This is a genomic window from Dietzia timorensis (assembly GCF_020742175.1).
Lineage (GTDB): Bacteria > Actinomycetota > Actinomycetes > Mycobacteriales > Mycobacteriaceae > Dietzia > Dietzia timorensis_A.
The window spans coordinates 1-3,161 of record NZ_DYXM01000078.1 but is presented as its reverse complement, the minus strand read 5'-3'; the positions used below and the strand labels follow the sequence as shown (position 1 = coordinate 3,161).

Here is a 3,161-nt window from a genome sequence, read left to right as displayed (position 1 = left end):
CGTGACGATGAGGAAAGGGATCGCCCAGTCGCCGACCTGGCCGGCGAGAGCGTTCTGCGTGAGCGCGATGCCCTCGGCCTCCCCGCCGTACTCCGGGTTTGACAGCAGGATGATGAATGCGGTTGCCGAGCACACCACCAGGGTGTCGAGATACACGCCGAGAGACTGGACGAGCCCTTGCTTCGCCGGGTGGGACACCGACGCGGTGGCCGCGGCATTCGGAATCGAGCCCATACCGGCCTCGTTCGAGAAGAGCCCGCGCCGCACACCTTGCATGAACGCGGCGCCGAGCGCGGCCCCGGCCACTTCCTTGAAGCCGAGCGCGTGCCCGACAATCAGCCCGATCATGTCCGGCACCTCGCCGATATTGATCGCCACGACGAACAGCGCGACCGCGACGTATCCGATGGCCATGATCGGCACCATGATCTCGGTGACCGACGACAGCCGCCGCACCCCGCCGAACACGACCGCCGCCGTCAGCAGGGCGAGAACAACCCCGATCGCGAACATCGGCCACGAGCCCTCGAACGAGAACTGCGTATCGATCGACGCGGCGATCGAATTGGCCTGCACGGTCGGGAAGATAAAGCCGTAGGTCACGGTCACGATCACCGCGAAGCAGACCGCGACCTTCTTCCAGCCGAGACCGTCACGCATGTAGTAGGCGGGCCCGCCGACGTAGGAATCGCGCCGGCGCACCTTGTACAGCTGCGCGAGGGCGGACTCGATAAAGGAGGTCGCGCCGCCGAGGATCGCGAGGACCCACATCCAGAACACCGAGCCGGGCCCGCCGACGGTGATGGCGATGGCAACGCCCGCGACGTTCGCCGAGCCGACGCGCGCCGCCGCGGAGATCGTGAACGCGCGGAACGCGGAGATCCCCTTCTTCCCCTCGGAAATGTCCGAGGGCTTTTCGGTGATCGTCCGGAACATCTCTGGCAGCCATCGGATCTGCATCGCGCCCGTGCGGATCGTGAACCACACGCCGGCCAGGCACAGCAGAGCGATCACGAAATACCAGTAGTTCTCGTTGATCGTCTCGATGGCCGTCGCAAGAGTTTCCATGCGCAACAGCGTAAGGGCACGGGTGCCCAACGCGGGGGTTTATCGCCGTCCCATCCGCGTCCGGCGCCGCTTCATTGCCGCATGACGGCGGAGCAGTGAAGCGCCCCGGGCGGTCTAGCTGTGTTCGGCGGGCTGGCGCACCGTGAGCGGATCCGAGCCGTCCCACTCGGAGACGTTCTTGGCCTCGGGGATGTCGTCGCGGCTGAACACCGGGTCGAGCCCCTGCTTCTTCTGGTCGGTGTAGTTCTTCATCAGCTTCATCGCGATCTTCGCCAGCGGGATCAGCGCGATCAAGTTGATCGTCGCCATGAATGCCATGAACAGATCGGCGAGGCTCCACACGAGGTCAATGCTGCCGATCGCGCCGCCGACGACGGCAACACAGACGAGCACCCGGAAAATCGTGAGCGCGAGCTTGCTCTCCCGGAGGAAGTTGATGTTCGACTCGCCGTAATAGGAGTTGCCAAGGATCGAGGAGAAAGCGAGGAAGAAGATCACGATCGTGAGGAACGGGATCGCCCATTCGCCGACCTGCGCGGCGAGCGCGTCCTGCGTGAGCGAGATGCCCTCCGGGTCCCCGCCATACGACGGGTCGGACAGCAGGATGATGAACGCCGTCGCCGAGCACACGAGAAGCGTGTCGAAGTAGACGCCGAGGGACTGGACGAGGCCCTGCTTGACGGGGTGCGAGACCGAGGCCGTCGCAGCGGCGTTCGGCACCGAGCCCATACCGGCCTCGTTGGAGAACAGCCCGCGACGAATGCCCTGCATGATCGCGGTGCCGATGGCGGCGCCGGCGACCTCCTTGATCCCGAGGGCGTGGCCGACGATCAACCAGAAGACGTTCGGTACCTCGGAGATGTTGAGCACGACCACGACGAGGGCGACCGCGACATAAGCGAACGCCATGATGGGGACCATGATCTCGGTGACCGCCGACAGGCGACGGATACCACCGAAGATCACCGAAGCCGTGAGCAGCGCCAGGACGATGCCGATGATCACCATCGGGCCCGTGCCCTCGATATCGAACTGGTTGTTGAGCGATTGCGCGATCGAGTTCGCCTGCACCGCGTTGAACACGAAACCGTAGGTCACCGTGATGATCACAGCGAACAAGACGGCGACCCATTTCCAGCCGAGCGCGTCACGAATGTAGTAGGCCGGGCCGCCGACGTAGGAGTCGCGCTTGCGCACCTTGTACAACTGGCCCAAGGAGGACTCTACAAACGAAGTGGCGCCGCCGAGGATGGCGAGCAGCCACATCCAGAACACAGCTCCCGGCCCGCCGAGAGTGATGGCGACCGCGACACCGGCGACGTTGGCCGAGCCGACGCGCGAGGCCGCCGAGACGGTGAAGGCGCGGAAGGCCGAAATGCCCTGTTTACCCTCTTCGATCTCGGAGGGGGACTCCGTAATCGACCGGAACATTTCCGGGATGAGGCGAATCTGCACCGCCTTCGTCCAGACGGTGAACCACACACCGGCGATACACAAGATCGCGATGACGAAATACCAGTAGTAGTCGTTGATATTCGTAACGGCTTCGGTGATCGCATCCATGGGCACAACTGTAAATGGGCGTCATTGCATTTGCCCATAAATCAGGTGAATGCCACGAAAACGTGAAATCTGTGTTGTCCATCTGTCGCGCCGGTAGCGTTGACATCGCTCACAAGAATTCCGCAACACGAGGAGGCAGCAATGACCGACCAACCCGGGAACCCCTACGCCCCACAGCCGGGCGGCGACAATTCGCAGGGTGGCTCCTACCCGGCAGGCGGCGACAATTCCTCGGGTGGCTATCCGGCAGGCGGCGGCTACCCGCAGCCCGGCCAGTATCCGGCGGACGCTACGTACCCGCCCGGCGCCCAGAATCCCTCGGGCGGTTACCCGCAGGCAGGCCAGTACCCGGGCGGCGAGTTCGGTGGCTACGGCTACGCTTCGGGCGGCATCCCGGCAGGCGGAGCTCCGCAGGGCAACCAGCAATGGGGCACTCCGCAGCCGCAGGGGCCGGCTGCCGCCGAGGCGAGGGGATTCTTCTCCGCGCTATTCGATATGACGTTCCAGAGCTTCATCGCGATCAAGTTCGC

At 64.3% G+C, this 3,161-nt stretch carries 2 protein-coding genes and 1 pseudogene; 1 reads left to right on the top strand and 2 read right to left on the bottom strand.

What is annotated here, in order from left to right; genetic code table 11:
* Together K8V11_RS04295 and K8V11_RS04290 are read right to left on the bottom strand one after the other, a co-directional pair.
* Positions 1 to 1,068: sodium:alanine symporter family protein (locus tag K8V11_RS04295; protein ID WP_303911162.1), on the bottom strand; the 1,068-nt coding region annotated here is incomplete at its 3' end.
* A gap of 114 nt (positions 1,069 to 1,182) precedes the next feature.
* Positions 1,183 to 2,631 carry a sodium:alanine symporter family protein gene (locus tag K8V11_RS04290; protein WP_303911161.1) on the bottom strand — a complete coding sequence of 483 codons (1,449 nt, stop codon included), beginning with the start codon at positions 2,629 to 2,631 and terminating at the stop codon, positions 1,183 to 1,185.
* A 141-nt stretch (positions 2,632 to 2,772) separates the two neighbouring features.
* Between K8V11_RS04290 and K8V11_RS04285 the strand changes: the two are divergent.
* Positions 2,773 to 3,161 (top strand): annotated as a pseudogene (locus tag K8V11_RS04285) (hypothetical protein); the annotation flags it as partial.

Coding starts and splice junctions, on each gene's coding strand:
- K8V11_RS04290 (WP_303911161.1), bottom strand. CDS start 2,631: ATGGATGCGATCACCGAAGCCGTTACGAATATCAACGACTACTACTGG.